Below are 25,805 nucleotides of genomic sequence, written 5' to 3' on the forward strand. Positions count from 1 at the left end.
AAAGAGTCTTGAGACATTCGAAATGCTCTCTTGAGAGCCGCCTTTTGCCATTCCCAAGGACAGGAGAAACCGTGAACCCCGTCTTGACCCCACCTAAACCCGTGCTGCTCGTGGCCCTGGGCGGCAACGCCCTCATTCGCAAAGGGCAAAAGGGAACGATTGACGAACAATTTGCCAATCTTCGCGTGCCCATGCGCCAGATCGCCCAACTCACGGCATCCTTTCGCATCATCATCACCCACGGCAACGGCCCTCAGGTGGGCAACCTCATGCTGCAGCAGGAATGCTGCTCGGACGTGCCCCGCTTGCCCCTGGAAATCCTCGTGGCCCAAACCCAAGGACAAATCGGCTACATGATCGAATCCACCCTGGACAGCGAACTCATGGCCCTGGGCATCGTCACGCAAAAGTGCCTGGTGAGTCTCATCAGTTACGTGGTCGTGGATCCCCAGGACCCTGCCTTTGCCGATCCATCCAAACCCGTGGGTCCTGTATACCCGGAAGAGTTGGTTCCGTCGCTGCCCTTTCCCGTAAAAAAAACGCCTAAAGGCTACCGTCGCGTGGTGGCGTCCCCCAAGCCCTTGACCATTGTGGAACAGAAGGAAATTCGGCACCTCATCGCCATGGACTTTGTGGTCATTTGCTGCGGCGGAGGGGGCATTCCCGTGATACGTGAGGGGCGAGGCTTTTGCGGCGTGGACGCCGTCATTGACAAGGACCTGGCCAGCGCCAAGCTGGCCCGCCAGGTGGGGGTGGACATCTTTTGCATCGCGACCGATGTGCCAGGCGTGAATCTGGATTACGGCACACCTGGGCAACGCTTGCTGACGCGCCTTTCTGTGGACGACGCCCAACAGTTCCTCGCCCAGGGACAGTTTCCTCCAGGATCCATGGGTCCAAAGGTGGAAGCCGCCATCGAATTCGTTCGCGCCACAGGAAAACGGGCCGCCATCGGTCCCATCGAAGACATCGCGGGAACGGTTGCCGGCACTCAGGGTACGCAGCTAACCCTGTAACCTTGACGCGCACCTTTGTCCTTGCAGGCGCCGCTTGACACCCCCCCGCAGTGCACCTGAACCATCGGCGATCTCAAGACCGGGAATTTGCGGGCCACGCCGAAGCCGCGCACACCGCGAGGTGACCGTGTGCCGGCAAAGACAGCCTTGTGACAGCGGGGCCGACCGCCATACGGGATCGCGCCATGTAACGGAAGATATTCAAACGCTGCAAGCCTCGATGTGACATCGCGCCTTTCGGCAATTTCCCAAGACCCTCGCGGGACATTTCATTTCGGTGAGGTGGCTCGTTCCTCCCGGCGCCTCAGGCCCCTTTCCACCGTCACCACAAAGTCCTGCACGTTGGTCAGAAGCGACCGGGCCGTGAGAGAACCCCGGTTGGCCAGTTTTTGCACGGCGAATTCGGACATGTCCACGGTGTAGAAAAAGACGGGCCGCACCGTGCCGTCCTCCAACACCCGATACGACGGCGCCATGTTCCCCGTGGCGATGGCGTGCAGCTGCGTCGCCAGGGCCACAATGGTGGTCGCCCGCCGCACCACGGCTCTCATGCGGTCTTGCGCCGCGTACACATCGGCCACAACTTCCGGAAGCGGGCCGTCGTCTCGAATGGATCCGGCCAGAATCACCGAAATGCCGCGCTTCCAGGCCGCGTGCATGACGCCGTTCGTCACCAGACCCTGCCGCATGGCGGCTTCGAGGGATCCCACGGCCCGCACACGGTTGATGGCATCCAAATGATGATAATGACCCAAAGGCACCAGGCGCTTGGCATAGATTTCTTGCCCCAAAGCGGTGTCAAACATGGCCGCTTCCACATCGTGGACCGCCAAAGCGTTGCCTGCCAGCAGGGCGTGCACGTAACCTCGGTCGATCAGAGCACAAAAGGCGTCGCGAGCGTCCCGGTCAAAAACCAGTGCCGGTCCCAAGACCCACACGATTCGGCCATGATCCCGTTCATAGCTCAAAAGATCGTAGAATTCGTCATAGTCGATGGAAAAAGACGTCTCACGCGTCAGCCGCGTACGAAAACTGAACTTGTCCCCTCGACCCTCCTCATCACAAAAGGCCTCCGCATGCACATAGATGCCATCCTCGCCGTTTTCTCCTCGGCCCAACGCCACCCGATCCCCCACCTGCAGCCGCCGGAATTCCACGGCTTCCAGTTGCCCTTCAGGCCGCTGCACCACGACACAGTCCATGCGCGATTCCCGAAGCAGTTCCCAGCGCCCGGGAGCCACATGGAAATATTCAGGAAAGATGGATGTGGCATGATAGCCTTCGGGAGCCACCCCGGCACGTTCTACGACGGCAAATCGCACCAAAGGCGCATCCCTCAGTGGAGGCGAAGAAAAATCCGGGGGCGTGTACGTCGGAAACCAAAACATGGGCACCTCCTGCACTGCGCGAAATACAAAGGTTCAGATCCACGGCTTGATGTTGTCTAGCACGGGCGTCGGGAAACCTCAACGGCACGCCCCCCACTCTCCGGGCGACATTCCCGCCGCTTCTAGAAACAAGCCTGTGGATGGATGGGATGATTTTTCCAATCCGGGTTCTCCCCAAACCCCTCGCAATTCAAAAAAACCCGGCCCTTTGGGGCCAAAAGCCTACGGGACCCGCAGCAGCACACCTCTTGGCGATTCGGCACCCCCTTTCCGCCATCCTCAAGAATCGAAACCTCAAGGGCCGAAAGCTGCAATAGGCTTTTTTAATGGCCCGATTGACAAAACGGCGCTTCCTCTATAGATTCCGCGCATTCTATGTATTGAAGACATGAATGGCTTGCGGAGCCTTGATCATGGACATTCGCCGATTGGAAGTTTTCTGCCGTGTCGTGGAACTGGGCAGCTTCACCAAAGCCGCCGAGGCCGTGCTTTTGTCACAGCCGACCATTAGCGAACACATCAAGACCCTAGAAGAGATGGTGGGAGAACGGCTTGTGGACCGGCTAGGCCGGGAAGTCGCCCCTACCCCGGCGGGAAAAATTCTTTATCGCTACGCCAAGAAGATCATTCAGATCAAGGAAGAGGCCGTGCAAGCCATGGCAGCGTACCGAGGGGATCTGGCCGGGACGGTGCACGTGGGCGCCAGCACGATTCCGGGCAACTATATCCTTCCCCGGCTCATCGGATCGTTCAAACAACACCACCCGGCGGTCCAGATCAGCGTCTTCATTGGAGCCACCAAAGAGGTGGCCGAAGCCGTCGCCGACGGAAAACAGGAATTGGGCCTGGTGGGATCTCAGTGGAAAGATCGGCGTTTGAGTTTCGAGCGCATCTTCGCCGACGAACTGGTCTTGGCCGTGCCCCGAAACCATCCTTGGGCTTCGTTGCCATCGATCCCTGTGGAGCGGCTGGCCGAGGAACCCTTCATAGCACGGCACCGAGGTTCTGGAACGCGCATGGTCACTTATGAAATTCTGGAAAAGGCGGGGTTCGACACGAGCCGGCTCCGCGTCGTCGCCGAAATGAGCACCACCGAAGCCGTGCGCCAAAGCATCAAGGCAGGAATCGGCATCTCCATCCTTTCCCGCCAGGCCGTGGCCGAAGATGCAGCCCACGGCAGCGTCCGTCTCGTGGCCATCGATGGCGTCACCTTTCACCGGGCCTTTTACCTGGTCAAGCGCCGAGGTCGAGAACCGTCGCCGGTCAGCGAAGCGTTGGAACGGCACCTTAAGGCGCACAATGACCATCCTTTTCCAGAAAAGTTCTAAGGAACCTGGTCGAAAAAGGTTCTTCTTGGCCCTTAGAAATTTCTGCTCAGAAAGCGCCGTCCAAAGGTTCCCGACGGCCGCGATGCCCCGAGCCATGCCTTTTCTCGATACGCCATCAAGAATCTCGTAAGCACGGTTTCTTCATAGACCCATTTCAAAGATTATCTCGAGAAAATAACCCAAAACAGTGTTCTCAGACGCATTGAATTTCTCTATCTACTTTTCATGAAGTATGTGCCTTTCCTATTTGTTTTTCCCTTTTCATTTTTCCTATTTTTGCCGCGAAAAGGTATCGGAAATCACCGTGAGGGGCTCCAGATTTCTTAAACACACTGCGAAGGTGGCAAAAGGAGAAAGCATCGATGGCTGTGAAAAATGTTTTTGCGTCGCGATGGGGTGTGGTTCTCGTGGGAGCAGTGATCGGAATTTTGGCGCCGGTGCTTCAAAAGTTAGGGAATCCAGGCAACATGGGCATTTGTGTGGCCTGCATGGAACGGGATATGGCCGGAGCGTTGGGGCTGCATCGTGCTCAAGTGGTTCAGTACCTGAGGCCCGAAATCATCGGCTTTGTTCTGGGATCCCTGGTGGCCGCTTACCTTTTCAAAGAATTTCGGCCTCGAGCGGGTTCGGCGCCCATTGTGCGCTTCGTGCTCGGGGTTTTTGCCATGATTGGCGCCCTGGTCTTTTTGGGATGCCCGTGGCGAGCCATGCTGCGCCTTGCCGGTGGGGACGGCAATGCCATTCTAGGCCTTGCGGGTCTGGCCTTTGGTGTCTGGATTGGCACCCTCTTTTTGAAATCCGGCTACACACTCGGGCGCACTCAATCGACCTCCGCCACTGTGGGCTGGATTCTTCCCCTAATCATGCTGGGTTTTTTGGTTTTGCTTGTCCTTTTTCCTCAGGTGCCCGGAGAACCCAAAAGTGGCGTGCTTTTCTACAGTGTCAAAGGGCCGGGCGCTATGCACGCTCCTGTGGCCGTCTCTCTCGGCATTGGCCTTTTGGTGGGCTTTTTGGCCCAAAGAAGCCGGTTCTGCACCATGGGCGCCCTGCGGGATCTCATCTTGTTTCGATCCACGCACCTTTTCGGCGGCTTTGTGAGCCTCATCCTTTTTGCTTTTTTAACCAACCTTCTTTTGGGACAGTTCAAGGCGGGGTTCGTGGGCCAGCCCGTGGCCCATACGCAGCATTTTTGGAACTTCGCAGGCATGGCTCTGGCCGGCTTGGCCTTTGCCCTGGCCGGCGGGTGCCCGGGACGTCAGCTCTTTTTGGCCGGCGAAGGTGATGGGGATGCCGCCGTGTTTGTCATAGGCATGCTGGTGGGAGCAGCCTTTTCCCATAACTTCGGATTGGCCAGTTCGCCCCAGGGCATCGGGCCACACGGTATGGCTGCCGTTATTGTGGGCTTTGCCGTATGTCTGTGGATCGGCTTGACCCTGCGAAAGAAGACGGTTTAAGGAGGAAAGATATGGCCACGACGGTGGATGCCAGAGGATTTTCATGCCCGCAGCCCGTGCTCATGACCTTGCAAGCCATCAAGGCGACGCAGCCTGGGGAACTGGTCGTGCTTGTGGACACCGACACGTCCAAGGAAAATGTGATGCGCGCCGCTCAGAGCCAAGGCTATGTGGTGAAAGACGTGAGCCAGGAAGGCGAAGGGTATCGCATTCATATTCAGCGGGGTTGATAACCCGAGAGGCTAACGAATTCATGCTGGGTTTTTTGAAAAAGCTCGTTTTCAAAAAGTCCAAAAAGCCTCAAGGGCCTTTGACCGATCGCGGGCTTCTGGTTTTTGAAAACACCAGCGAAGTCATTCAGGCGGAAAAGCACCTTCGATCCCGCGGCTTCCCCGTGACCGTCAAAGGCCCTCCACCGGAAATTCAAAAGGGATGCGATCTGGTGATTGAGTTTCCCCTTATGGAAAAACTCACCCTCGAACGGGTTCTTGCGGCAGCCGGTCTGCCTCCACTGGCCGTCGTGCCCGTGACCGCCCCGCTTCTGGAACCCGTCAACCTTTTTCACACCAAAGACTACGGCGCTTACCTCATGGTGCGGGCGGCCAACATGAAAATCACCGTGGACAAAAACTCCTGGCGCATCGTGAACATTTCCGGCGGAGGTTGCCCGGATGTGCCCTATCTTGCCGACGCCCTCGTGGGAAAAACCCTGTTTGAGGCGCCTCAGCCCCGGGACCTAGGGCACACCCTGTGCGGTTACGCTCTTCAGTTGGCCTATGAGGAACTTCGGCGCCAATGCTTCTGATCGTCGGAACGGTCCCCAATCCTTCCCTGCCCTTGGTGCACGGCTCGGTGCGTCTGGAAAACGACGCACTTCGTGTCGAAAACCATCGGCTGCCCATCGGCCGAGGCACACCGGCGCTGGCTGCCGCGGCCGCCGTCATACGGCGTCGACGTGGCGGCGAGGAGGTTTTCGTCCTCCTTGCCGGAGACATTGGCCGAGGGGACGGCAGTCGTGCCGTCTATGAGTACCTGGTCAAGAACCTCCGTGTCCTTTCCGTGGATGTTTTGGTTTTTCACTATCTTCAACCCGACGTGGACTGGCACAACAAGGTGCTCTTTGCCGTCGACGATATGCCACGGCGCCCTCGACTCATCGCCGATGCCGGCTACATGTATGCGGCCAAAATGAGTGGGCAGGCAGCAGCCTACGACATCTTCACACCGGATAAGGGGGAATTGGCCTTTCTTGCCGATGAAAAGGCGCCCCACCCCTTTTATACGCGCGGGTTTTTATTGCACGATCACCACTCGGTCGAGGACCTGGTGCACCGCGCCTACACGCATGGAGATGCGGCGCGATGGCTCGTGGTCAAAGGGGAGACGGACCATATTGCCGATTCGGGGCGCATCGTGGCCAACGTGACAGAACCGATCTGGGAACCCATGGAAGCCATCGGCGGCACCGGGGATACTCTGACGGGAATTCTTGCGGCCCTGTGTGCCTCGGGACACGATTTCCTTGACGCTTGCCTCCTGGCTGCTTTAACAAACCGATGGGCTGGACATATTGCACGACCCACGCCCGCAACGCAGATCGCGCAACTCGTGGGTGTTCTTCCCGAAGCCCTGACTGAAGCCCAAAAGGCCATGAAAGGGGAAACCAAGCGTGGCGAAAGATGACGTCGTTCGATTGACCGAAACCGTCACAGGGGCAGGTTGAGCGTCCAAACTGGCTCCGGGGGACCTGGACCGAGCTTTGTGCGGCATGCGTTTTCCCACGGATGAGCACGTCCTGGTGGGATTGGACCGCGCGGACGATGCCGGCGTCTACAAGGTGTCCGACGACCTGGCCCTGATTCAGACGGTGGATTTTTTTACACCCATTGTGGATGACCCCTACTGGTTCGGGCAAATCGCCGCCGCCAATGCTCTGAGCGACGTCTATGCCATGGGAGGCGTGCCCAAAACCGCCATGAACCTGGTGGCCTTTCCTGCCAAAGACATGGGGCTGGAAATCCTTCGAGCCATTATTCAGGGAGGGATCGACAAATTGACGGAAGCCGCCGTGGTGCTCATCGGCGGTCATAGCATCGAAGACAAAGAACTGAAATACGGCCTTTCGGTGACAGGATTCGTTCACCCCCAACGGGTTTTGGTTAAAAAAACGCTGGAACCGGACGATCGCCTTCTTCTGACCAAGCCCCTGGGCACGGGCATCATCAACACGGCCATCAAGGCGAACCTAGCTTCGCCGGCCATCACCGACCAAGTCACCCGCCTCATGGCCACGCTGAATCGCCGCGCTTCGGAAATCATGCTTCGCTTTGATATTCACGCCTGCACGGACGTCACCGGATTCGGGCTGCTCGGGCACCTGGCCGAAATGGTCGAAGGTTCCGGACGCAGCGTGGTGCTGGAGGCTAACCAGGTGCCGATTTTACCGGAGGCCGAGGATTTTGCTTCCATGGGGCTCATTCCGGCCGGAGCTCACAAGAACCGGGAATTTCGTCAATCCATCGTGGTCTTTGATCCCCAGGTGCCCCTCGCCCTTCAGGACATCCTCTTTGACCCGCAAACCTCAGGGGGACTGCTCATCAGCGCCGCACCCACCCACGCAACGGCACTCCTTCAGGCCCTGCACGACCAAGGCATTCCCGCCGCCGTCATCGGGCACGTGGTCAACGATCCCGCCGAACGCATCCACGTCACCCCATAACGGCCTATTTGAAAACGGGTCCATGGCTTAATTTTCGGGAAGGCCATCGGGCGCGGCACGCAGGCGCCCGCTTCGGCGCCCGAAAGCATCGCGGCGCGAGCAAAGTGAGCGCCTTTGGCCAGCGCGTGTTGGGCGGCAACTTCGAGAGATGGGCACGCTCACGTGAAAAGGCGGTCACACTCATCGTGAGTGCGAATCCAAAGCCACATAACCCTATCTGCGCAGATCCACCATGGCCTCACTGCGGGCCGTACCATGGTAATCCTCATCGTTGGTGTCCTTGCGGGAAACCACCTCAGGCCCGAAAATCTTGCCATACAAGTCGATTCCGTAACCGGTCTCAAGCGGTCTCGCTTCCTTGAGCCTGAATGTGCGGGTTCCATCGGGCAGCCTCTCGGCGCGCAGGAAAACGGTGCTGTCTTCTGCCCTTTCGTAAAAGTAACGGGCAAACTCTTGCAAGAAGGTGACATAGGATACCTTGACGTTCTTTTCGAGTAGGGCGCGAACAATTTGTCTGGCAATCTCCGAGCCTTCGCGTTCGTTGGTGGCGGCAAAGGACTCGTTAAACAGGATCAGAGCGTTTGGCTTGAGGTGGTTAACGATGGCGCTCATACGCTTCAGTTCTTCTTCGAACTTGCCGCTCTCCATGGTTTTGTCTTCCTCTCGCCTGAAGTGGGAGAACAAGCCCGTGCACAAGTTGGCCGAGAACGATTCGGCGGCGACGAACATGCCGCTCTGCATCATCAATTGGGCCAGACCGACGCTGCGCAAGAAGGTGGTTTTGCCGCCCCGGTTTGGGCCGGTGATGACCATCAGCGACTTCCCGTTGGCGGAGATATCGTTGCCGACCATCCCCTTGCCCATGGTCAACGCCAGGGCGGGATCGTAGAGACCGGTGCACGAAAAGCGCCGCTCATTCGCGGGAGCGGGCTGGGGAAAGGCAACGGGCTCCCCCAAAGCCGTCAGCTGGTCGTAAAGATTCAGACAGCCCATGTAAAAGGCCAGTTCCCACCGCAGCACGTTGAAGAAACTCTCCACATGTTCGGCGGCCTGGGCAACGGCATTGGCTGCCCGGGCAACGCCCCGATCGCGCAATTCGCCCAGGATGCGTGCCCCCGTGTCGTCGCGAGGATGCAGGGAATAAGAATAGCTCGCCGATCGCGAGGGAAGGATGCGCTGAAACCACCTTCGCTTTGAATCGCGGGGGGTGCAGAGCGTGTGATCGAATATTTCGTTGCCCTTTCCCAGTTGAGCGCGGAGCAAGACACCCTGGGGAAAGCGGAGCATTCGAATGTGCCGCTGGACGATGGTCAGGTATTCGTCGTTGAGTTCCTGCCGAATCATGGCAAAGAACCGGAGAAATCCACGCGACTTAAATGTCGTGGCATTCTCCTCGGCGATCTGCCGCAAGCGATGCAGCAAGTCCAGAGAAGCATCCAGCACCCCCCGGGCACTGCTCAGGATGGAACTGGGGCTGCAATGGCGCGGGGAAATCCACAACCAGTGGTCGCGCTTTCGCTCCAGGAATTCCAAGGGAATTTGGTAGATCTGCCTGGCGACACCACGGTGTGATAGGCAGTCTCGTAGAATCTCCTGGCGGTAGGTGATGGTGCCGATATCGTTCAGGCCGGATAAGACGACCTGCCGTCCGACTTGAAATAAGAACTTATCCCCCTGGGCCATGGCCCCGAATAGTGTGTTCAAGGCCAGGTCTTGCGTCAAGCTTTCCGCGTTGGGCGGTAATGGCTGCGCGACATCGAAATCCCGGTCAGGGTAGAGCAAAAAGACTTTCATCATCGGACCCTCTCCTTGATCTGTTCGTAAGTCAGGTTGTGTTTGCGAGCCAGTGAGAGGGCATAGGCCAAGCCGTCGGCAGGTCGCCGCACGATCTTGAAGGTGCGCGTGCTGGGGTCATGGGAATCCACCAACGCCACCATGCTGACGGTCTTCTCGCTCAGAGAAGCCAATTCATCCAGGAAGGTCACCCAAACGCCCAGGACATCCAAATCCATCAGCCGGCCCATGATTTCCTTGCTCAGAAAGAGCGCGTCCTGAACGGTTGTGGAAGAGAAGATTTCATTCAGAATAATAATGCTGTCTGGAGTGGCCCGAACGAGGATGTCGCGAATGCGGATCAGGTCGTCCTCTAGCTTCCCTCGCAAATGACGGATGTCTTCCTTCCTTTCGAAATGAGTAAAGATGTGGTCAAAGACAAAGAGGCGTGCCTTTCGAGCTGGAACAGGACATCCGAGGCTGGCCAGATAGTGCAATTGCCCAAACATACGGGCGAAGGTGGTTTTGCCCCCCTGATTAGGCCCCGTGACGACGAGGATGCGCTCCGGACCCTGGAGGGAGAAATCGTTGAGCACGATGGCCTGGTCGCTGTCACGCCGAGCATGGGCCAGGGCCAGGTCGAAACCATCGTGGACGTATGTCTCCTTGCCTGTGGCATGGAGTTCGGGGTAACAAAAAGGCAGCCCCTGGCGTTTCAGGTCGGCGATAAAGTCCAGGTAGGCCACATAAAATTGAATCTCGCGGTCAAAGGCCTGGATGGTCTCGTCGAGAAACGGAATGTGCTGCCGACAGAACTGATCCAGCGCGGCAAAGGGTTCGGGGTATAACCTGGCGACGAATTCGAGGATTTTGGCCTCAATGTGACTCATGCCGGATCTTTCCGGAACCTTAGTCAGGTAGTCTCGGGCGTCACTTTGTTTGAACTTCTCGAAGGTTTTCTCCACTTCCGAACTATATTCTCCTTCGCCTTCGTATCGCTTCACTCTGAACTTTCCGCTCTGGATGATCACGCAGTATCGAACCTCGGCGAGAGCCTCTTTGACGTGTTGGCTCTCTGTCGCCAGGGAACGGAAAGCGGGTGATTGAATATAATGCTTCAGATAGTCCCGAAAGGCTGCCAGACCTTGTGATCTCAAGGGGACATGGGTCAGATGACGCGCCAGCTTCGTGACCGTGTCACAATAGACCCTTGCCGCTTCTAGGATCCACCCCTTTTTGTGATAGTCAAAGTCCAGCTCTTCCGCCATGGCCAGATAGCGGCGAACAAGGCTCATTTTTTCCGCACTTGCTTTGATGCCTTCCATGACGGTTTCATTTTCCAGGTCCTGCATCACCACCTGCCTATAGCGGATCGTTTCCGTATCACGGAGGGGGAACCAGAAAAACGGATTCAGGTTGTACTCCTGTTTTGGCTCGGTGATGGCACCAATGACGTGATCCAGGTTCAGGTCGGGGAAGAAATCGGGCTGTTTGGTTGGTTCAAATGGGGGGCCATCTTTGTCACGAAGAATGCTGTTGAAAACCATGATCCTTGTCCTATGGCACATCCGAAAAAAAAGCCTCCACAGAGAATTCCCTTCTCCGTAGAGGCTATCAGCCAGCATGGCGGTTCAGGGTGAGCCTCATCACCTAAATCAATTGTTTTTATTTATTTTCATCTTGTTTTCCGCGGGTGTCAAATCGTTTCTCTTTTCTTCTAAGCGGTTCATGTTTTCACTGTTGGCGTCTTCGCCGCCCAACGGCCGGGTTCAGCCGCACGCGGATCGTGACGGCTGGAAGCGGTTGTTGACCGCTGCTTTGCTTTGGTGATTGGACATTTTGTCTATCACGAATATTTTGACTCATTGCGAAGGTCGACACTCCACAACTAAGCGTCAACTCTGACATCTTGAGAGAGCCATTGGTGTAAGGCCGTCTTCTCGCAGTATGGATCGGGTCATTTGCGAAGTTGCTTGCCAACCACAAAGAACAACGGCACCGAGGCAAGCTGCATCACGACCGAAAAGGTGATGAGCGCGGGCAATGACAGATCGTACAGAATCCCCATCAACGCGCTGCCTAAAAACCAGAACACTCCAAAGCCTGTATTGAAAATTCCATAAGCCGAACCACGTCGTTCTCGTGAGACCATATCCGCAATGGCCGCGCGCAGGATGGATTCTTGTGCGCCCATGCCGACGCCCCATATGGCCATGCCGACCACGGCCAAACGGAAACCGCCCAAGAACACCAGGGGCGCGAAAAATGCCGAGATCAGCGAAACGATCATCAGAATTTGAATGCCAATGCGGTCAAACCAGCGACCAAACAACAGCGCTGCCAGCGCGTCCACCCCCATCGCAATGGCGTAAAGGAGTGGAATCCATGTGTCGGGCACAGACGATGTTTTCCCAAAATGATAGGCGATCAGGGGAAAGTCCACGTAGCCCACCGCCACCAGAGCGACGGCGGCAAGATAAATCCAGTAGGCTCGGGGAAATCCTTGCGCCTGCAACTGGGGTGCTGTCGGTTCCAAATCTTGTGGGTGCGGGTAGAGCCACCGGGCCATGAGCAACACGGATAGGGCGAGTATGGCGGGGATCGCGAGAGCCGCGAACGCAGCGGGGTAACTGTTTTGCCTCGCCATCACCACCGTGACGATGATGGGGCCGGCAACGGCGCCGACTTGATCCATGGCTTCGTGCAGCCCAAAGCCCCAGCCACGCCCCGTAGCCTTGGTCGCGTACGAAAGCATTGCATCACGTGCCGGGGTGCGGAGGGCCTTTCCCATTCGCTCGGTAATCAAGAGTGCAGCGGCCAATTCCCACTGACCAGCCAACGCCAATAGGGGTACGGCGAGCAAATTGAGCGCATACCCGACCAACGTCATTGCCCAATAGCGGCGCGTACGGTCGCTCAAATATCCCGATACCAGGCGCAACCCGTATCCGACGAGTTCTCCAAAGCCCGCCACAAACCCTACGACCGTTCCACTTGCGCCCAACAATGCGAGATAGGGACCCGAGATGCTCCGTGCGCCTTCATACGTTGCGTCAGCGAACAGACTGACAACGCCGAGCAGGATGACGAATCTGATAGCCGTAGCTCTAAAAAGATGCATCGATAACCTCCTCTCATTCGGATTCTAATGCAGTGAGGCGACGAACAATTTGTGTTACGGGTTGGCCGGCGGGTGAGAGGAAGGCTTGAGACGTACCTGAATCGGTGAGAGGCCTTCCATTCCCTCATTCCCGCAGGGGTGTTTTTTAAAAAATCGCCATCGGCACTCCGGCATAACACAAAAGAGGGGCAACAGCCTGTGTTCTTTCCTGGGATCTTTGAAGAATCAGCCCCTTTTCCGCGAACCGTGCGCGGACGTATCCATCCGGGCCGTTGCCACCATTTGAGACACCAACCTTCCTCACCCAGGTCGACGGCGATGGGAGCGTAACCAGAATATCCCTGTTCGGTGCAGCCTCTTCTGGCTTTTAGGGTCCCGGAGCTGTCCAGGCAGAACACATCCATATGTGTCATGTCCCGAAAAGTCATGGACCGATTTCACAAAAAGTTGAGGTCTTTTTTGTTGCCAATTTTTAAGTGCCTGAATCGGGGTTATATGGCCGAGATTTTTCTGGGGGATGTGGTGGTTATAGAGCCGGCGACAGTGAGTCAAGGTTTCTTTTACCTAATTTGAGCGATTCTGGGGCAAGATAGAGGCGACGATCGCCTCTCTGAGCAACGAAGTGTCGATTCTGGCACTCCGATGGCCATCTTTCAGGTACTGACTGTGGAATTTTTTCGTGAAAGAGCTCTGATATTTAGTATGCCGTCAAGTTTATGCGATTTTGGAGACACTTCTCTACTTATAGGTAATTTCTTCGGTGCTGGATTTCCCTTCCCCCCAGCAATATCTGGGCGGCGCCCCGCTTTTGTGCCAAAGCCTCTCGAAATGGAGGGCCTCAAAGGTTGCCGTCGTCACTTTCAGCACCACACGGCGGCCGTGACGCACGATCTTGGCGGCCATGTCCATCACCCTACGGCGCAGCGTGGTGGCATAGCAAACGGGTTCGTCCACCGGCGCGCAGACGTCTTGCTTGAAGCTCTCGTAGAGAAAAAAGGCCACCAGCATCGTGTCGAAGAAGGCGGCATTGGGGCAAAGCGCTTGAAAGGCAGTTGCTCGAAGCCGAAATCCTTCAGCGCTCGATGCACCAGCTCCTCGCTGCCCCGGCCGTGGTAACCGGCGAGGATCCCTTGCCCTTGAAGCCATTGACCGCATCCAGCCTTGGTGAGCGCTGCATCGATGGCCTGTTCCATGCCCAGGTTGGCGACCACCACCGTGTCGGGCCGGGCAAAAGGGCAGCACCATCTGGGCATCTTGATCGAGCGGACGGCAAAACAGCGCTCGAAAAAACGACGTCCACCGACCGCACCGTGTGCCAAGCTCCAGGTATTGCCCGACCTGGCTCCCTTTCTTGTCGAGGCCCCAGGCGGCCTGGTTCCTCTGGCTTTGGGCCACAAATGCCTTGATCGGCTTATACAGTGTGCCATCAAAGATGTCGCCAACGCTCAAATCTTTAAAGCCTCGAAAAGCTTCTTGTGAAAAAGTTCGCTTTCCATGCGGACGATGACGGCCGCGTCGGCTCGATTAGGTTCGCGGATTCTGGCCACCACATGGCATACAAATCGCTTAAATTGATCATTTCAGGTTCGTATGACCGGATGCAAAAAGCAGAGCAAAGAGGAGCGACGCTTTATGCTGTCCGAGTGCATGCGATTGCTAGAAGCCATTACAACTGAGCCAAATTTCTGATGAGATTGTAAGTAAACCAACCATCACCAGTTTCGAACAACTGCGGCCTGACTGTTTGTGCATCCCTTTGGATCCCAATGCCATCAGAAAAAGGCTCGAAGGTAACAATCTTGTTGTAAGCGATGCGGAATCGTTTTACTGAACCGGCAAAGTAAATGTGTTTATTTGTGATACCCAGCAACCCCGTATCTGCATACACGGTTTCAGACGTCTGTACGCGTTCACCTTTAAACGCACCAGTTCGATAATACAGTCCTTTTGCAATACGAATGCTAAAACCTTGAGAACCACCAACATAACGGGTTCTAGTCTTTTCTTCATAGTAATTTACGCCTTGGAACACCCATACGACTTTTTCTGTTTTCTGAAAATTGAACGGTAAGCTTACATCAATTTTTATTCTTTCCGGCAAGGTTCCATTCATGATGTCGCGTAGAACAGCACCCTTTTCCAGCTTTGAATACGCTCCATTCTTATCAAGAATCTCCTCTGGCAATGCAAAGTGCTCCTTTAATTCAATGAGTGCTGATTCTTCTTTCTCGGAAAGTAGTCCGTCGTCAAAAGCAATATTTACGGCCCTTTCCCAGCCAGATACCAGTAGAGATTTCAGAGTATTCTTATCGATAAAACTCATTGAAGCAACGCGCTCAATGGATCTCTCCAATTGATGTAGGTCACCGCCTGCAGCTCCGATTTTGCCGACAAGAGATATAATCTCGGATTTTCCTTTTTCGTGCTGTTGTTCGCACTTTTTGTGTTTTTTCTTCAAAAAACCGGCAGGTTTTCCGCAGTAAATGCATTGTCCCATTATGCATTCTCCTTCTGTTCTTCTGACCTGTCTTAGGACAGTGCGGACCCTAGCAACCCGACCGGGATAGCTATTATCACAAGAATCACCTTTAGCACCAGCGAACTTTGGTCCACCCATAATCCCCCTATGTTCCTGAGGCTGGCACGACCAGCCTTGTGGGCATAACAGAAGTAATGGGTGTCAAGATGTAAGTTTCTATGTCCTCGAGGGTTGTCAGTCCGAGTTGCAGCGGTTCTGTAGGCCCGACGAGAGCGCGATCCTGTGGGGGTGGAATTCCCTGTACGTAAACTCTGGTCGCACCTTTTGTATTTAAGTTATCAGCCGAAGGCAAGGGCGTCCTCGCGAGGGAATGTTCGAAGAAAGGCGTCGCATGCACCTATTTCCCGTCAAGCCGATAGCCATCGCCGACCAGAGTGCCGCTCCATGCTCCGGTCAGGGGTTCAAAGGCTGCTTGAGAGCGTTTGAGCCGGACTCTGAAAAAGGCGACCGTCGGATTGGCCATCACCCAGAGCCAGTTCAGCTAGCCGTTGTTTTCCAGGTGGTTTCGTTAAAAGGATTGACTCTTATGCTGGGGGCCTTGTCTCGAATCGCCACGTTATGGGACCCATTGGCCTTGATGCCCGGTCTTTGACTTTCTCAACGGCCTCGAGGCTGATTCGGAAATTCAGCACCCAGCAGCACAAGCTCTGGACGGTCTTCCAGCTGTTGCCATGGATCCCGCCGATTTCGGCAACTAGGGCTGAGAGGCGGGGCCAAAAACGCTTCGTTTTTTCTCAGGGACAATGCCCTTGCCGGTTTTCCCGCAGGCGGTGCGCTTTGTCTTACAGAGGATGAACCGAACGACGGTCATTGCGATCATCAGCAGCTCGCTGATCCTGCCTCGCCAGATGGGCCAATAGCTGCCGGATTATCTGGCGCAGTGCCAAGGGCGGTGGTCTCTCCAGGTCGGCATCACTTACTTCATAATCCGGAGTGATGGGTCCCTGTTCAGCCACGAAGCTATGACCGGAAATCCATAGTGAGCAGATAAAGAAACACTGGCTTGAACGCCTCAGTTCCCTGGTGGTCACGATCATATGAGCCACGGCCTTTGGTTTCAGCCACCCGAATCCAGTTGGCGGCCTAGGTGCCCTGAAAACGGGGGTGTCCGCAAAAGTCTCCAGCAGACAAAGTCTTCCCGCTCGAAGGCAAACCGGTCACCGGCCAACTGCCGGATATTGAGGCCCAAAACCTTGGAGGCCAGGTGCGGGATTTTGACCCAGGGCAAAATCAGGAAGCGCACGTTGTTAAGCAATCAGGCGAGATTTTTTTTGCGCTGCTTGTGAATCCATTTGATCACCCGGTCGCGGGCCGCCGCTTTCCACGCGGCGGAGCCCCCGCCGAGGCACGCCACCAGACGATCGTCAAGAGAGGGCAGGTCCTTGAGATAGGAACCGACGATCCAGGGTGAGCCCAGATCATGATGGCGGTCGATCAGCAAATCTCAAAATCCTTCCTCCGGACTTCAGCGCACCATCTTAAAGGTCAAAGAGCCGAAAGCGGAGAGCCGACCGGCCAATTCCGTGCTGTCGATAATCTCTGAGCGCCCATCGGCCCGCCGGGGGGAACGGAAGGTTTCCTTGTGCCGGAGCGGCAAGCGAATAAAAAATAAAGGTCTGACCCCATGTCGCTCGTAAAAATCGAAGCGCCTATTCCCGAACTGCGCTGGCTCAAGTACGAAACCACGGCTTCGGGTCTTTCCGTGCGCTTTTTGGAAGCCAAGGACCGACTGTGGCGCGCTGAAATCGCTGCGCCTCTTTCTGCACGGCGAAAAAGCCCAGGACGCGGCGGCAAATCCTCTGTACACGGTGCGTGTTCTAGCGGATCGCCAGGCCTCCCACGGCTTGAAAAAATCCCTTGTGCTGCCCACGCTGGGTATGAGCCCTTGGGCTGGGGCCGCTATGGCTCTTCCCATTCTTGTCTTTTGTTTGTGGTTATCCTATAAATTCAACGACGGGCTGGACCTGACGCTGCGAGGCCAAGGCATCGCTCCCGTGTACCGGGCTCTACAGAACAAGGACCGCTCATGCAGGCTCTTTTTCGGACTTGGCAGCGCCAACGGCTTGGCACCGGGAGATTCCGTAAAGATGTTGGCGCAGGATGGTCGAGTTCTGGGTTTGGCCCAGGTGGAATCGTTAAGCCGCAACCACGCTCAGGCGCGCCTGGATCAGGCGGGGCGCCTTCCTTCAATCCTTTACGCCTCACGCCTATAGGGCACATGTCCGAAAATGTGGCCCCACGCCCGCGCGGGAAGGGCTCCTTCATTGTCGCCATCGACAACCCCCGCAGACTCCCGGGCAGGGTGCACCAGAGCCTTTTTCCCAAAATCCTTGAAACCCTTTGGGGGGGAAACCTCAAACAGAGGAAGCTATGAAGCTGGAAGAGATCATGACGCGCAAACTGGAGTCCATTTCCTCGGACGCCACCGTCTACGAAGCCCTGGAAAAAATGGTGGGCAAACGCATCCGCTCCCTCCTGGTGCGCGCTTCCCATGACGCGGAAACGGATGGCGTGGTCACGGCTCGGGACGTAGTGTTCAAGGTCCTGGTCAAGGGGCTCAATCCCCTCAAGGTCCGTGTGGGCGACATCGCCTGTCGACCTTTGCGATGCGTTTCCAAGGATGAGAGTGTGCAAAACGTGGCCGCCCTGATGGAACAGACCAATGTGGCACGTGTCTTCATCTGCGACCAGGAAAAGATCGTCGGCGTCGTGGCCCTCATGGACATCATGCAAGCCGCACTCATCGACCGGGCGAGGAACGCTCATGTTTAAAAGGTGGCTGCGCGGGTATGACAAGGAAGAGGCCGCCCTGAAGGCCATGCACGAGCATCTGCAGCTGATGTGCATGGCCAACGATGCCCTGGGCGACCTCATTCGCCGCGAGGAAACCTCCCGCGCAGAAACCATCTACGACCTGGAACGCGAAGGAGACATGGCCAGACGCCACGCCCTGTCCATCATTTTTGAAGGCGCGTTCTTGCCATATCTGAGGCCGAGCCTGTGTCGATTCGTGGAATTGGTGGATCAGGCCTTTGATACTTTGGAAGACACCGCACGATTCTTTGAGCGGATTTCCTTGCATGACGCCATCGCCGATGAATGTCGCACCATCACGTCGCTCAACAAGGAGATGTGCGAAATCCTCAGGCTCGCCTTTCAACGGGCCATTCACGGCGAAGACATTCGAGAACAGGTGCTGGCCATTCGCATTTTGGAAAAACGCGTGGACGACCTCAAGGCGGAGATTAACCAAAAAATCCATGACATTCCCGTCGGCGACTTCTGGCAGGGCAAATTCTACGCCGACTTCCTGGACAGCCTCACCACCTTCAGTGACCACATCGAAGATGCCAGTGATGCCCTTTATGTGCTCACCGTGAGCTTCCGCTAGAGCATCCCTGACGGAGCGAGGCGAAAGCCATGTGGAGAATCCTTGGTGGGCTGTTTCTGGGATGGAGTCTGGGGGCCAATCACTCCGCAAACATCTTTGGAACGGCCGTGGCCAGCGGCCTCGTGCGCTTTTCCCAAGCCCTTTGGCTGACCGCCGCCTATGTGGTTTTGGGCGCGGTGATGGAAGGGGCCAAGTGCATGAGCACCTACGGCAAGTTAGCCCTTGTGCATGCCGACACCGCCTTCATCCTCACCCTTTCCACCGCCGTCACCATGACGATGCTGACGCGAGCTGGCGTACCAGCATCCACATCCCAAGCTCTCGTGGGGGCCATTCTGGGATGGTCCATCGTGGAGGCGTCCCCCGATTTTTCCCAGCTGACCAGAATCGTTCTGTGCTGGACTCTGACCCCCATCAGCGCTTCTCTCTCCAGCGCCTTTCTGCATCGAGCTCTGGCAAAGCTCGTCGTGGACAGGATCACATCCTTTTCCGCTCGCAACCGATTTTATTCCGTGGCGGTGCTGCTCACGGGCTGTTACGCCGCCTACGGCTTGGGGGCCAACAGTGTGGCCAACGTCACCGGGATTTATGTCACGTCGGGACTTTTGAACACCAATGTGGGGGCGATCATCGGTGGGCTGAGCATAGCCCTGGGGGTTTTGACCTACAGCGGGCGCGTCATGATGACGGTGGGCAAAGGCATCGTTCCTCTGGATCCCTTTTCGGCCATGGTTGTGGTGTTTGCCGAAGCCGTCACGTTGCATCTATTCACACAGATTGGAGTCCCCGTGTCGTCTTCGCAGGCCGTGGTGGGCGCCATCGTGGGCATAGGAGTTGCCAAGGGTTTGCAGACCATCAACATACGCGTGGTGCTTAAGATTGGCCTCGGGTGGATCTTGACCCCCGTGTGCGCCGGGGCGCTGACCCTGGCCGTTCACGCCCTGCTCATGCTTACCGGAGTGGCTTCATTGAACAGCCTTTTCGCCAAGGCGCTTGCGTTCGTAAGCCAGCTCAATCTTTGGTAACATTTCCAATAGCTTGCAAGGTTTCATCGCGTAGTCAAAGGCTCCCAGTTCCATGCCCTGAAGCCCGGATTCCACGGAGGCATGCCCGGTGAGCAAAATCACTTCCACGAGAGGCCAGCTCTTCTCGATCTCTTGAAGCACTTCAAGGCCGTCCATGCCGGGCATGCGAACATCCAAGATCACCACATCCACGGGGCGCTGCGAGAGTTTTTCCAGGGCTTCTCGTCCTCCAGAGACACCCATGGCTTCCACCTGGCGTTTTTCCAGGCGCCTCATAAGAGTTTCCAGAAAATCGGCTTCGTCGTCCGCGACCAACACGCGGTACGGTGGGCGATTCATGGAACCAGACCTCCTCACACTACGGACGTTTTGCCTTCTTACCCAAAGCTACCCGACGGGGGATGCACCGGGCACGTTCAACGGTAAGGTAACGATAAAGACGGCGCCCAGCACGACCACGGCAACCCCGGCCGCCAAAAGGATCAGAGCCAAGGATCGCGTCTGCAGGAACGGGAAGATACTCTTCCTGAGAATCTTCCATGACCACCAACATCCATGGGCAGTTTGGAGCCAGGTGGCCCCGACGACCATGGTGCGTTGACCGATGTCTTGCGTGATGAGGCGGGTGCCCGCGAACCACGGCAACGCAAGCATGCCCAGATTTTCCATGACGCGGCTGAGAAAACGCGAAGAGGTCTGCAGCACGTTGCGTTGATTGACCAAAAAAGCGTCGCCGAACTCTCCCGCTTGGGCCACCTTGACCATGGACTCAAAAAGATCCGTGTTCATTGTCGCCCTGAGAATCCAAAATTTTTTCTCCTCTCGCCGCATCACCGCAATGACGAAATGCGGAAAATTGCGCACTCCAAGAAAAACATCACTCATATAAATGCCGCGCAGCCGCACCGATTGAAACCATTCCGAATCCTTGTAGTTGATTCCCTTTAGGGCATACGGGCCCGCATAGGCCACGTGGTTGCCTTGGTCGTTAATGACGCCAAGGGCCACGAAATACTTGGAGCGGTGCTGCAAGAGGCCAAAGATTTCGTATAGTTTCTCCTGCGATCGTATCTGTTCAAAGCTGTGCGTATGGGCCACGGTGTAGAGCTGTGAGATGCGCTCTTCAAAGGAGAGATCCAAGGCGTGCCGACGATCCTCCATTAGGGCCCGAAGATGATCCTCCTCTCGACGCGTTTAGGCTTGATCGAACTGATGGTACAGACGGATCCCGACGATAAAGAGCGGCATCAGGGAAAAACTCAACATGGAGGCCAAAAGTTTCAGCCGAAGATTGGCGTACTTGTCTTCCATGGGCGTCCCACGATCGCAGGAGAAGGCTCTCTGAGAACTCCTTGAACCTCATACCCTACCCGGGCAGTGCCGTAATCAAGGTCGGCGTCTGGACCATTTCATACAATTATTGTTTACACATTCGTTATCGATCAAAATAGATAGGGACGACTTCTTTCATGAGGATGTGGCCGATGGATGACGCCCATTGAATGAGTTCTTCCAGGCCTTTCACGTCCACCTCATAGAGTTCGGTATCTTCCTGGCATACGGCCGTCAGGGTGAAGGTTTTGGAGGGCATCAAGGACGCCGTGCCAAAAAGCTCCCCCGGACCTCGAGTTTCAAAGGCGATGCCCACCGCGTCTTCCGGTTGGAATTCTCGAAGGCTCACCACTCCACTGGCCACGATGAAAAATTTTCCCGCCGTTTCCCCGCTCCTGTAGACCACATCCCCCTTTTTGTAGCTTTTCTTCTGCGTCACCTGGGTGATTTTTCCAGTTCTGCATCGCCGAAAACCAAGAAGAAACGGCATGCTTTGAGTTGGTTGATGGTCATCTTGTCTGCCCTCCTTCCGTGAAAGCTTTTAAAGCGGTTTCGTGCCGCTCACTCACCGAACGGGCCCATTGCAAAGCTTGTCCGCAAGGCGCCCTTGGCCTCGAGTGGCAAGGAATCGGCTGCCTGGCTTGGGGCAAGCTTTGCCTTTTCATGAGGCAAGAAACGCACCATTCAAGGAAACTCCAGGATGAGGAGGCGCCCCTGGGCCAGCTCTCGGTCCGCGAACAGGGCCGCGTTTTTGCGCTTCAAGGACCTTGGGCGGCCATAAAGGCCGCCTCGACAAGTCGGGGGCTAACCCTTTGTTCTTTTGACGCAGTGTAAAAGAACCTGACAGTTTTTCATTTTTTTCTCGCCCTCGGTGCGATGGAGGTTGACAAGTTGTGGAATTTCGCCAAATTTGGTCACGTGACTCGGGGACCCCATGACGTAGGCGGCGCAGGGCGTTCAGGAGGCCGTTCACAGAGGGCGTGGACATGAAGGGAAGAGCTCATGCAGAGACGAAGGACGGCAATCAAGGACCAGCGCGAACCGAATAAACAAGATTTTCACCATGATAGCCCTAAAGAAGAGCTCTCCTATCAAGGCTTGGTGGAGCACATTCCCGCCGTGGTCTATTGCGACACCCTCGATGATGAGGACGGCGCCTGTTATATGAGCCCTCAGTTACACTGGATGTTGGCGGATCCGGATTCAGTTCCTGAGCCTTCACAACAATCATGGTCTGCGTGCCTGCATCCCGAAGACAGGGATAGGGTGCTTGCCGAACGACGCCGCGCTCTGAAAGAGGCTCAGCCCCTGTCTTGTGAGTATCGGCTCATCAGCCACGACGGCCAGGTTCGTTGGGTCCTGGACCAAGCCAGGGTGGTGCACGGCACCGATGGCACACGAAAGCTTCACGGCATTCTTCACGACATCACGGAAAGGAAGACCCTCGAACAATCCCAGGTTAACCGGGACGCCATTCTGCAAGCCGTCACCTATGCCGCCGAATACTTTCTTCGGCAGTCCCGTAGCGACGTGCCCATGGAGACGGTTTTGGGCAGACTGGGCGAAGCCACACGGGCAAGTCGCGTCTACGTCTTTGAAAATTCCCTGGCCGAAGACGGCACGCTTCTTACCAGCCAGAAGTATGAATGGGCGGCGAAGGGCATCTCTTCGCAAAAAGGCAATCCCGACTTGGAAAACTTTCCCATCGTGAAAGGTGGGTTTTCCCGATGGCTCGAAACCTTTTTACAAGGCGAACCCATTCACGGCCTCATTGAAGACTTTCCCCCTTCGGAGCGCCCCGTTCTGGAAGCCCAAGGCATCATCTCTTTGGTCGCCGCCCCCATTTTCGTCAACGGAGCCCTTTGGGGGTTTATGGGCTTTGACGACTGTGTCCTTGCGAGGCGATGGACCCCCGCGGAAATCGACGCCTTAAAGACCGCGGCGCATCTTGTGGGTGCCATGGTGCAAAAACAACGCGCCGATGCCATCGTGGATCAGGCTGCACGCCATCTGGAAGAGGAAGTGGCTAGGAAAACGGCGGAACTCAAGGAAGCCAATGCTCGGCTTTACGAAGAACTCAAGCGGCGCCGAGAGGCGCAGGCCCGTTTGGAGGAATCAGAACGACGCTACAGGGAATTGTACGAACGCAGTCGAGACGGCTACGTGCGCACGGACTTTCACGGGGTTATTTTGGAATGCAATCGCCCCTTTGCCCGCATGCTGGGATACGACGATCCCCAAGAAATTCTCGGCGTGGCGTGCCGGGACATGACGCCGCCGCAGCGCTTTGACGCCATTTCGCGAGCCATGCGCCAACAGCTCATGGATCGAGGTTTTTCCGATAAATTTGAAAAACAGCTCATTCGAAAAGACGGCTCCCTTTTGGACGTGGAAGTGCGCATGTATCTGCATCGAAGCCCCGATGGCACGCCCGATTCCATTTGGACTTTCGTTCAGGATTTGAGCGACCGCAAGCTTGCGGAGCAGGAGCGGCTTCGAGCGCAGAAACTGGAATCCTTGGGGCTTCTTGCGGGAGGCATCGCCCACGATTTCAACAACATTCTCGCAGGTATTCTCGGACACATCTCACTCATCAAACACCTCATTGATAACGAAACCAGCACTGGCGATCGTTTGGACCACGTGGAAAAAGCATGCGTCAGAGCCCAGGAACTCACGCGCCAGTTGCTCACCTTTGCCAAGGGCGGCGCGCCCATCAAGAAAACGGGGTCCTTGCAGGATCTGATTCGGGACTGTACGGAGTTTTCCCTGCGAGGCACGCCATCGCAAGCCCGGTTTGATCTTCCTGAGGACTTGTGGCTGGTGGACTACGATGCCACCCAAATCGGTCAGGTCCTTCAAAACCTGGTCATCAACGCTCATCAGGCCATGCCCCACGGAGGCACCGTGACCGTGGAGGCGCAAAACGTTCTTGTGGAAGCGGGTCCGGAGATGCCGTTGCGTCCCGGTCGCTATGTGGCGGTGTCCGTCCAAGATCACGGGGTCGGCATTCCCAAAGAACACATGGAAGCCATTTTCGATCCCTATTTCACCACCAAGAAAAAGGGCAGCGGCCTGGGACTTCCCACGGCCTATTCCATTGTCAAGAGGCACGATGGCCACATGACCGTGCACTCCCACCTCGGCCAAGGAACGCGCGTGACCTTTTACCTTCCGGCATCCCAGAAGGTGACCGATGCGAGCGTCGCCCTCGAAGACCACAAACCTCTCCAGGGCACCGGGCGCATTTTGATCATGGACGATGATCCCATCGTGCGAGATGTGCTTTCGGCCATGCTGCAACATTTGGGCTTTGAGAGCGAGGCGACGGTGGAAGGCATGGAGGCCCTTGCGCGCTACCAGCAGGCCCTGGCCATAGGAAAACCTTTTGATGGCGTCATCTTGGACTTAACGGTGCCGGGAGGCGTCGGCGGTCGGGAAGTCGTCGAAAAGCTGCAGGCCCTGGATCCTCACGTGCGCGCCGTCGCCTCCACTGGTTACTCCAACGACCCGGTCTTGTCCCAGCCCCAAGCCTACGGCTTTCGGGCCGGCATCGCCAAACCTTACCGCATGGAAGATCTAGAAAAGGTGCTGCGCAGGGTGTTGTCGGATGGCCCTAAGCCCGCTAAAACGTAGGGCTGCAGCCTGCGAAACGGCTTAGAACGCCACGGTCGCTTCCACACGAGCCATACTTTTCCATGCGGGCCAAGAGGGTTGGGCGGGAAATACCCAAGAGTCTGGCGGCATGGGTGCGGTTGCCCTTGGTCGTCTCCAAGGCGAGGCGAATCGCCCGCGCACTGAAATCGTCCACGAGGGTATCAAAAAGCCTTTCGGCCACACCGTGCCCCAACTGGTGAAGGATCCATTGGTCCAAGCAGTTCGGTCGCCTCATCGGCTTCCCTGGCCCCTCTGGGCAAATCCACGCCGTTGGGTTCTTCTCCCACCGCCCGCCGCAGGTCGACGCTTTCCAGAGGAAAACCGCAATTGAAAATGAGCGCTTTGCGGATCACGTTGGCCATCTGACGAACGTTTCCCGGCCAATCCATGGTCATCAGGCATTGCACGGCGTCTTGCGTGATTCCGGGATCGGGAACGCCCATTTCCGCGGCACATCGGCTGAGAAAATACTCCGCCAACTGAGGAATATCCTCCCTTCGCACCCGCAAAGGCGGAAGGGTCAGGTTGACCACACTCAACCGGCAATAAAGATCGTCTCGAAAACGCCCTTCGACCACCGCCTCTTCCAGGTTTCTGTTGGTGGCCGGCATGATGCGCACATCCACAGGAATGGGGCGCCGTCCGCCCAGGCGTTCGGTGCTACGCTCCTGAAGCAGCTGCAGAAACTTGGCCTGAATGCTCACGGGCATGTCGCCAATCTCGTCCAGAAACAATGTACCGTGATGAGCCTGTTCCACCTTGCCCATGCGGCGACCCACCGCCCGGTAAAAGCTCCCTTTTCATAGCCGAACAGTTCGCTTTCGTGCAGCGTCTCCGGAATGGCCACAGAATTGATGACCAGAAACGGCCTGGAAGACCTGTGGTTATGCTGGTCGATGGCGCGAGCCACCAGTTCCTTGCCGGTCCCAGACTCACCGCGATTGAGCACCGTGGCGTCGGTGCCGGCCACACGCCCGATGGCCTTATAGACTTCCTGCATGGCGCGGCTTCGGCCGATGTGCGGTCGGCGATGAAGAGCTCAAGGGGGTGTTTCATCTTGTT

General features: G+C 56.4%; 22 protein-coding genes, 2 pseudogenes and 1 riboswitch. Of the genes and pseudogenes, 12 read left to right on the forward strand and 12 right to left on the reverse strand.

The window, feature by feature from the left end; translation table 11 throughout:
- Window positions 1–71: 71 nt before the first annotated feature.
- Complete coding sequence (locus EDC27_RS00815; RefSeq protein ID WP_123288722.1) at window positions 72–1,016, forward strand: carbamate kinase; 945 nt, start codon at window positions 72–74, stop codon at window positions 1,014–1,016.
- Window positions 1,017–1,285: 269 nt separating this feature from the next.
- Here the strand turns inward: EDC27_RS00815 and EDC27_RS00820 are convergent, their stop codons facing one another.
- Entirely contained in the window at window positions 1,286–2,404 is a 1,119-nt protein-coding gene (locus tag EDC27_RS00820; protein ID WP_123288723.1) for a putative NPN-dependent ornithine cyclodeaminase, read from the reverse strand.
- Window positions 2,405–2,817: 413 nt separating this feature from the next.
- Between EDC27_RS00820 and EDC27_RS00825 the strand changes: the two genes are divergently transcribed.
- From EDC27_RS00825 to selD, 6 genes are all read left to right on the forward strand, one after another.
- Window positions 2,818–3,732, forward strand: coding sequence for a selenium metabolism-associated LysR family transcriptional regulator (locus EDC27_RS00825; protein ID WP_123289134.1), 915 nt, complete (start codon window positions 2,818–2,820; stop codon window positions 3,730–3,732).
- Window positions 3,733–4,064: 332 nt separating this feature from the next.
- On the forward strand, window positions 4,065–5,186 hold the full coding sequence (gene yedE / locus EDC27_RS00830) for a YedE family putative selenium transporter (protein ID WP_281273102.1): 1,122 nt from the start codon (window positions 4,065–4,067) through the stop codon (window positions 5,184–5,186).
- An 11-nt stretch (window positions 5,187–5,197) separates the two neighbouring features.
- Window positions 5,198–5,416, forward strand: a complete 219-nt coding sequence (locus tag EDC27_RS00835) for a sulfurtransferase TusA family protein (RefSeq protein WP_123288725.1) — start codon at window positions 5,198–5,200, stop codon at window positions 5,414–5,416.
- A 23-nt stretch (window positions 5,417–5,439) separates the two neighbouring features.
- Entirely contained in the window at window positions 5,440–5,991 is a 552-nt protein-coding gene (locus tag EDC27_RS00840; RefSeq protein ID WP_123288726.1) for a DUF3343 domain-containing protein, read from the forward strand.
- On the forward strand, window positions 5,982–6,869 hold the full coding sequence (locus EDC27_RS00845; protein ID WP_123288727.1) for an NAD(P)H-hydrate dehydratase: 888 nt from the start codon (window positions 5,982–5,984) through the stop codon (window positions 6,867–6,869). The genes EDC27_RS00840 and EDC27_RS00845 overlap by 10 nt, the downstream gene beginning before the upstream one ends.
- Window positions 6,856–7,905: a selenide, water dikinase SelD gene (selD, locus tag EDC27_RS00850; protein ID WP_123288728.1), complete on the forward strand. Its 1,050-nt coding sequence runs from the start codon at window positions 6,856–6,858 to the stop codon at window positions 7,903–7,905. The genes EDC27_RS00845 and selD overlap by 14 nt, the downstream gene beginning before the upstream one ends.
- Window positions 7,906–8,118: 213 nt before the next feature.
- Here the strand turns inward: selD and EDC27_RS00855 are convergent, their stop codons facing one another.
- The 7 genes and pseudogenes from EDC27_RS00855 to EDC27_RS00895 form a co-directional block, all read right to left on the reverse strand.
- Window positions 8,119–9,699, reverse strand: coding sequence for a MutS-related protein (locus tag EDC27_RS00855; RefSeq protein ID WP_342778619.1), 1,581 nt, complete (start codon window positions 9,697–9,699; stop codon window positions 8,119–8,121).
- Window positions 9,699–11,225 (reverse strand): MutS-related protein, encoded by a 1,527-nt coding sequence (locus EDC27_RS00860; RefSeq protein WP_123288730.1) that lies wholly within the window; start codon window positions 11,223–11,225, stop codon window positions 9,699–9,701. The genes EDC27_RS00855 and EDC27_RS00860 overlap by 1 nt, the downstream gene beginning before the upstream one ends.
- Window positions 11,226–11,276: 51 nt before the next feature.
- Window positions 11,277–11,338: riboswitch (Fluoride riboswitch) on the reverse strand.
- 297 nt (window positions 11,339–11,635) lie between these two features.
- A complete protein-coding gene (locus EDC27_RS00870) occupies window positions 11,636–12,799 on the reverse strand; it encodes an MFS transporter (RefSeq protein ID WP_123288732.1) in 1,164 nt (387 codons plus the stop codon).
- Between the two features lie 263 nt (window positions 12,800–13,062).
- A pseudogene (locus tag EDC27_RS17000) lies at window positions 13,063–13,200 on the reverse strand (IS1380 family transposase); the annotation flags it as partial.
- A gap of 337 nt (window positions 13,201–13,537) precedes the next feature.
- Window positions 13,538–13,945 (reverse strand): hypothetical protein, encoded by a 408-nt coding sequence (locus EDC27_RS15735; RefSeq protein WP_148045624.1) that lies wholly within the window; start codon window positions 13,943–13,945, stop codon window positions 13,538–13,540.
- 520 nt (window positions 13,946–14,465) lie between these two features.
- Window positions 14,466–15,296 (reverse strand): hypothetical protein, encoded by an 831-nt coding sequence (locus tag EDC27_RS00880; RefSeq protein ID WP_123288734.1) that lies wholly within the window; start codon window positions 15,294–15,296, stop codon window positions 14,466–14,468.
- A 1,297-nt stretch (window positions 15,297–16,593) separates the two neighbouring features.
- Window positions 16,594–16,779 carry a Druantia anti-phage system protein DruA gene (locus EDC27_RS00895; RefSeq protein ID WP_123288737.1) on the reverse strand — a complete coding sequence of 62 codons (186 nt, stop codon included), beginning with the start codon at window positions 16,777–16,779 and terminating at the stop codon, window positions 16,594–16,596.
- A gap of 403 nt (window positions 16,780–17,182) precedes the next feature.
- On the opposite strand from EDC27_RS00895, the gene EDC27_RS00900 reads away from it, so the two are divergent.
- The 4 genes from EDC27_RS00900 to EDC27_RS00915 all read left to right on the forward strand — a co-directional run bounded on the left by EDC27_RS00900 (window position 17,183) and on the right by EDC27_RS00915 (window position 19,754).
- The gene (locus tag EDC27_RS00900) at window positions 17,183–17,551 is read left to right on the forward strand and encodes a hypothetical protein (RefSeq protein ID WP_148045625.1); all 369 of its coding nucleotides are present in this window, start codon (window positions 17,183–17,185) and stop codon (window positions 17,549–17,551) included.
- A 157-nt stretch (window positions 17,552–17,708) separates the two neighbouring features.
- Window positions 17,709–18,110 carry a CBS domain-containing protein gene (locus EDC27_RS00905; protein ID WP_123288739.1) on the forward strand — a complete coding sequence of 134 codons (402 nt, stop codon included), beginning with the start codon at window positions 17,709–17,711 and terminating at the stop codon, window positions 18,108–18,110.
- Window positions 18,103–18,729, forward strand: coding sequence for a DUF47 family protein (locus EDC27_RS00910; protein WP_170161495.1), 627 nt, complete (start codon window positions 18,103–18,105; stop codon window positions 18,727–18,729). Before EDC27_RS00905 ends, EDC27_RS00910 begins: the two co-directional genes overlap by 8 nt.
- A gap of 29 nt (window positions 18,730–18,758) precedes the next feature.
- Window positions 18,759–19,754 (forward strand): inorganic phosphate transporter, encoded by a 996-nt coding sequence (locus EDC27_RS00915; RefSeq protein WP_123288741.1) that lies wholly within the window; start codon window positions 18,759–18,761, stop codon window positions 19,752–19,754.
- On the opposite strand, the gene EDC27_RS00920 is transcribed toward EDC27_RS00915, so the two are convergent.
- The 3 genes from EDC27_RS00920 to EDC27_RS00930 all read right to left on the reverse strand — a co-directional run bounded on the left by EDC27_RS00920 (window position 19,695) and on the right by EDC27_RS00930 (window position 21,525).
- Entirely contained in the window at window positions 19,695–20,093 is a 399-nt protein-coding gene (locus EDC27_RS00920; protein WP_123288742.1) for a response regulator, read from the reverse strand. The genes EDC27_RS00915 and EDC27_RS00920 overlap by 60 nt on opposite strands.
- Window positions 20,094–20,141: 48 nt before the next feature.
- Complete coding sequence (locus tag EDC27_RS00925) at window positions 20,142–20,894, reverse strand: cache domain-containing protein (RefSeq protein ID WP_148045626.1); 753 nt, start codon at window positions 20,892–20,894, stop codon at window positions 20,142–20,144.
- A gap of 295 nt (window positions 20,895–21,189) precedes the next feature.
- Window positions 21,190–21,525, reverse strand: a complete 336-nt coding sequence (locus EDC27_RS00930; protein WP_170161496.1) for a cyclic nucleotide-binding domain-containing protein — start codon at window positions 21,523–21,525, stop codon at window positions 21,190–21,192.
- Between the two features lie 563 nt (window positions 21,526–22,088).
- Between EDC27_RS00930 and EDC27_RS00940 the strand changes: the two genes are divergently transcribed.
- Entirely contained in the window at window positions 22,089–24,722 is a 2,634-nt protein-coding gene (locus tag EDC27_RS00940; protein ID WP_123288746.1) for a hybrid sensor histidine kinase/response regulator, read from the forward strand.
- Here EDC27_RS00940 and EDC27_RS16850 read toward each other — a convergent pair.
- A pseudogene (locus tag EDC27_RS16850) lies at window positions 24,712–25,761 on the reverse strand (sigma-54 interaction domain-containing protein); the annotation flags it as partial. The gene EDC27_RS00940 and the pseudogene EDC27_RS16850 overlap by 11 nt on opposite strands.
- Window positions 25,762–25,805 lie beyond the last annotated feature (44 nt).

Source organism: Desulfosoma caldarium (assembly GCF_003751385.1).
Taxonomy (GTDB): Bacteria; Desulfobacterota; Syntrophobacteria; order Syntrophobacterales; family DSM-9756; genus Desulfosoma; species Desulfosoma caldarium.